4 protein-coding genes are annotated in these 5,002 nt (G+C 71.3%); 1 reads left to right on the top strand and 3 read right to left on the bottom strand.

Going from position 1 to position 5,002, the window contains the following annotated elements:
- From GWK61_RS60390 to GWK61_RS52710, 3 genes are all read right to left on the bottom strand, one after another.
- Positions 1–1,346, bottom strand: a 1,346-nt coding sequence (locus GWK61_RS60390; protein WP_194921818.1) for a PstS family phosphate ABC transporter substrate-binding protein, incomplete at its 3' end; no start/stop codon positions are given.
- Between the two features lie 106 nt (positions 1,347–1,452).
- The gene (locus tag GWK61_RS52715) at positions 1,453–2,853 is read right to left on the bottom strand and encodes an ABC transporter permease (protein WP_194921817.1); all 1,401 of its coding nucleotides are present in this window, start codon (positions 2,851–2,853) and stop codon (positions 1,453–1,455) included.
- Positions 2,850–3,746, bottom strand: a complete 897-nt coding sequence (locus GWK61_RS52710) for an ABC transporter ATP-binding protein (RefSeq protein WP_194921816.1) — start codon at positions 3,744–3,746, stop codon at positions 2,850–2,852. Before GWK61_RS52710 ends, GWK61_RS52715 begins: the two co-directional genes overlap by 4 nt.
- Positions 3,747–3,815: 69 nt before the next feature.
- Between GWK61_RS52710 and GWK61_RS52705 the strand changes: the two genes are divergently transcribed.
- A partial coding sequence (locus tag GWK61_RS52705) for a sensor histidine kinase (RefSeq protein ID WP_194921815.1) occupies positions 3,816–5,002 on the top strand: 1,187 nt, incomplete at its 3' end.

Genomic DNA, 5,002 nt, shown 5'->3' with positions numbered 1-5,002 from the left:
ACGGGTCGCGCGGGTCGCATTCGGAGCACACGATTGCGATTACCGAGGATGGGGCTCGGGTGCTCACTCGGGTGGATTGAGTTTTTGGTTTGTGGTTTTTTCTGGTCGGCGCCGGCTTTGTCGGCGCTCACGACGCTTGAGCGGGACTGCGCGACGGTGTCCAGGAACGCTGTGCGGGTGCCGGAGCCCGTCGGGCGGCCGACCAGCTTGTAGTTGCCTGTCGGGGTGGCGCCGGTGAACAGGCCGCGGACCGTCTCGGCGGTCAGGGAGCCGGCCACGTCGTGGTTGGCCACCACCGCGAAGATGACCACGCCCACCGGCTTCGGGGTCAGCCCGACCGGCGTCGTGTCCGGCGGCCCGTCCACCATCGCCAGCTCCCGGGCCGGGCCGAGCTGGGTGCCGAACTGGTCCAGGCCGATGCCGCTGCCGACCGGGGACACGCCGATGTGCGCGTTCGGGCACTGCTGCTCGTAGGCGTTCTTCGCAATCGTGGCGATCGGCGCGAAGGCGGTCGAGCCCTCCAGCTGGAGCTGCCCGGACGCGCACAGCGCGCGCGGGGTCAGGGCCCGGTTGGAGACCCAGGCGCCGGCGCCGACCCCCGCCACCAGCGCCACCACCGCGACGAGCGCCTGCCAGACGGTGCGCCGCCGCCGCGTGCCGCCGGCCCGGTGGATGCGGCCGCCGGTAACGTCGCCGGACCGGACGATCGTGACCGGCGCGTTCCGCTCCCGGGGGCCGTCCAGCAGCGCCATGACCTGGAAGCTCGCGCCGCGGTTCAGGTTGAACGGCGGCAGCTGGATCCGGTTCTCCTCCTTGGGGAACAGCTTGACCAGCTCGGCCTGCTCCACCGCGCGCCGCTCGTCGTCGCCGGACCGCGCGGTCAGCTTCCGGGCCCGCTCCGCCGCGGCCCGGTCCTCGGACCGCTGCTTCTCGACGCGGTCGCGCACGCCGTCGGTGTTCTCGGTGCCGTGCCGCCGGTGCGAGCTGTCGTTGCGGACCTTCAGGTCCACCACGGTCACGCCGGTGAACGCGAACTTCAGCCGGCTGTCCCAGTCCTCCTCGCGGACCTCCAGCAGCCCGGCGTTGCGGATCTCCAGGACCACCAGCTGCGGCTCTTCGATGCCCTCGTTGGTCTGCGCGGACTTGATCGTCCACAGATCCTGGTCATCGATGTTGATCGGCGCGTCATACACCACCGACCAGGTCAGCCGGCGCCGGTTGACCAGCGTGGCCCACAGGACACCGCCAAGGGCCAGGATCGCCCCGGTTATCACCCCCGCGGGCACGACGTTCTGGTTGAGCCAGTTGTTCACGGTGGCCAGCGGCCCCTCGGCGACTGCTCGCACAGCCGCACGTTACGGACCACCGGCCACAGCGGTGTATACGGACTCTGAATCCCCGGCGAACCGTGGCGGACCGCGGCGAGCTGCGGCAGGTGCCCCGGTGCGGAAATCAGCCGCTGCGCAGCGCGAACAAATCGCGCAGGCCGACGCGGCGCCCGGTCCGCAGGATCGAACGCCGGTATACGACGGCGGCGAAGCGCGCGACGGCCACCGTCGAGGCGAGGCTAATGACGATCGACGCCGCGAACTGCCACCACGCGACATCGCCGAAGCCGACCAGGGTCGGCATCGCGAAGGGCGCGGTCGGCGGCAGGTAGGCCAGCACGCGGTAGAACGTGGACGGCGTACCGCTGGTGATCGTGGACAGCGAGATCGCGTAGCCGAACAGGATCGGCATGCTCAGCGGCAGCGCCAGGCTCTGAACCTGGTCGCGGCGCTCGGCCAGGGAACCGGCGGCGGCGTAGACCCAGCTGTAGAACGCGTAGCCGAGCAGCAGCCAGGTCAGGGACGCGGCCACGGCCAACGGCCCGCTCCCCCGCATCAGCGTCGAGCCGACCGACTGGGCCAGGACCAGGGCGAAGGTGACGATCAGCGCCGCCTGCGCGAAGGCCGCCACGCCGATGCCCAGGACCTTGCCGGTCAGCAGGCGTGCGGGGCGGACTGCGGAGAGCAGGACCTCCGCGACGCGGCTGGACTTCTCCTCCATCACTCCCATCAAGGTCCAGGTGTTGTACTGCGTCAGCATCATGAAGATCAGGACGATGCCGATGACCGAGAACACGCCGGACGGTCGTTTGGAGGCCGGTTGCAGGCTACTGATCGACAGTGGTCTGGTATCAGCGACCTGCGACGCCTGCTGCGGAGTCAGGCCAGCCGATTGGAAAGAGGCGTCCTCGCCGAGCACCACGGACAGGGATCGGACGAACTGCGCGGTGACGGAAGTGGCTTTCGGATCCGGGGACTTGTCGACGAGCAAGTTAATGCCCTGACTCGGGTCGTCGATGATCGCGACGGTGAGCCAGCCGGTGTGGACGGCGTCGCGCGCTGCGGCGGCGTCCGGTTCGGTGATCAGGGTGGCCGTGGTTCCGGTGCCGGCGGCCGCAGCAGAGGCTGCGGCCTGGACGGCGGACTGCACCGTGGGTATCAGGGTGCTGACGACGCCGACCTTCTGGGGCGTGGGGTGGCTCTTGTGCAACGTCGGGATCACGATCGCCGCCGCGACCGCCGCCAGGATCAGCAGCGTGCCGATGCGGAAGAGGCGGCCGCGCAGGCGCTCGCGCAGTTCCCGTCCGGCGACCAGGCCGAGTTCGTGGGCTCGCGGGGACGCGGCGATGAAGTCGCTGTCGAGCCAGGCGCGCGCCGGGCGCTTGGGTTTCGCGGCGTTCCCAGGCTTCCCGGCGTTCGCAAGCTTCGCGTCCTTCGCGGCCCTGTTTCGCATACGGGACCGAACGCGGATCGCCGTCACCGTGACGCTGATCGCCAGCAGCACGAACGGCAGCAAGTTCTTCACGCGATCGCCTCTCGGAACACTTCGGACAGCCTGCGCCGCTCGAAGACGAATTCGGTGACCCGGCCGGCGGACATGGCCGCACGCAGGACCGTGTCGCTGTCGGTTGCCTCGTCGAGGATCAGCCGGACCGCGCCGCGCTCCGACTCGGAGATGTGGACGCCCCGCAGCTCCTTGGCCCAGGTGGCGTCGCGATCTCCCTCGACGCGCACCACGAGGCGTCGCGGCCCGCCGGCGGCGAGCTCGTCCACCGTCCCGGTCGCCACCAGATGCCCGTGCGCGATGATGACGACCGTCTCGCACAGGTCCTCGACCAGGTCGAGCTGGTGGCTGGAGAAGAGCACGCATTTGCCGGCGCGGGCCTGGTCGACCAGCACCTCGCCGATCGCGTCCATACCGGTCGGGTCCAGGCCGGCCAGGGGTTCGTCGAGGACCAGCAGGTCCGGGTCGTGCAGGAGGGCGGCGGCCAGCTGCACGCGCTGCTGGTTGCCGTGCGACAGCTCCTCGACCTTGCTGGCGGCGCGGCCGGGCAGGCCGAGGCGTTCCAGCCAGGTGTCCACGGCGCGCTCGGCCGCCCGGGCGCTGAGGCCGTGCAGCCGGCCGAGGTAGCGGAGCTGCTCGCCGACCGGCATCGCCGGGTACAGGCCGCGTTCCTCGGGCATGTAGCCGAAGCGGCGGCGCTGGTCCTGGCCCAGCGGCGCGTCGTCCCAGCGGACCTCGCCGGCGTCCAGGTCGGTCAGGCCGAAGACGGCGCGCATGGTCGTGGTCTTGCCCGCGCCGTTGTGGCCGAGGAAGCCGGTGACCTGGCCGGCCGGGACGTCGAAGGTCAGGTCGTCGAGCGCGGTGAGCGCGCCGAAGCGGCGGGTCAGGTGTCGTAGTCGCAGGGGTCCGGGCACGGAGGTCAGGACCTCCGATCGCAGGTCAGGCTGCGTTTCTGGCCACGTGTCGGGCCGTGAGTCAGGAGCATGAGGCGAGTATCGGGGCGGGTGCGGCACGCGGTCATCGGCGCCCGGATGGACTTCGGCGGGCCGGTCCGGTTCCAGCGCCGGGCGGACCGCTTCCACCCGTGGGTGGAGGCGCGCGGCCGGATCATGTCCACCCCGGGCACCATGACCGGGCCGCGACCGGGACCTACACTCCTGATCGTGAGGCTGATCGGGAGCTGGCGACTGGAGGACCACAAGCGTGTCCTGCGCGGCGTGTCGGCGACGGGACTCGCGATCGGCGACATCGCGATCTCCCTGCGCACCGATCCGCACCCCGGCGGGCACGGCGCCGGCCTGGTGGTCTCGGTCGCGCTCGGCGCGATGGTCGTCGGGCTGGTCGGCTCGGTGCTGAGCCTGGAGGCGCCGGCGCGTCGGCTGGTCCCGCTGATGGCGGTGCTGGCGGCCGGATCCTTCACGCTGCTGTGGGTGCAGCAGCGCGGCAACGCCGGGCTGCCCGGCGCGGGGACCGTCTTGCTGATCTCGGCGGCGCGGCTCTTCCAGCGTCCGCGGCTCCTCGTCGCCGTCACCGTTGTCGTCTACACAGTGGTCACGGTCGAGGCGTACCGGCACACATCGCTGCCGCAAAGTGTGGTCCTGAGCTTCCCGATCATCGCGGTGTGCCTGATGATGGCGATGTTCCAGCGGCTGCGCGACGCCAAGTGCAAAGCCCAGGGGCTGCTGGCGGAGCTGGAGCAGAACCGCGACGCGCAGGCCCGCGCGGCGGCGATGGCCGAGCGCCAGCACCTGGCGCGCGAGATGCACGACGTGCTGGCGCACTCGCTGTCCGGACTGATGCTGCAACTGGAGGGCGCGCGGATGCTGGCCCGGGCCGCCCCCGACGACCCCCGGCTGCCGGACATCGTGAACCGCGCCCACGAACTGGCCAAGGACGGCCTCGCCGAGGCCCGGCACGCGATCGGCATGCTGCGCGGCGAGCAGCTGCCGGGACCGGACGCCATCAGCACCCTGACAGGCCAGTTCGAACAGCACTGCGGCATCCCCTGCACCTTCGCCTCCGCCGGCCCGACCCGCACGGTCCCGCCCGACGCGCGCCTGGCGGTGTACCGGGTGACGCAGGAGGCGCTGACGAACGTGGTGAAGCACGCCAGCGCCGCCCGGGTCGAGGTGCGGATGACGTACGCGGCGGACGAGGTGCGGTTGTCGGT

Origin of the sequence: Catenulispora rubra (assembly GCF_015356825.1) — a bacterium.
Lineage (GTDB): Bacteria > Actinomycetota > Actinomycetes > Streptomycetales > Catenulisporaceae > Catenulispora > Catenulispora rubra.
The sequence above is the reverse complement of the archived record's forward strand: the minus strand, read 5'-3'. Positions and strand labels throughout refer to the sequence as shown.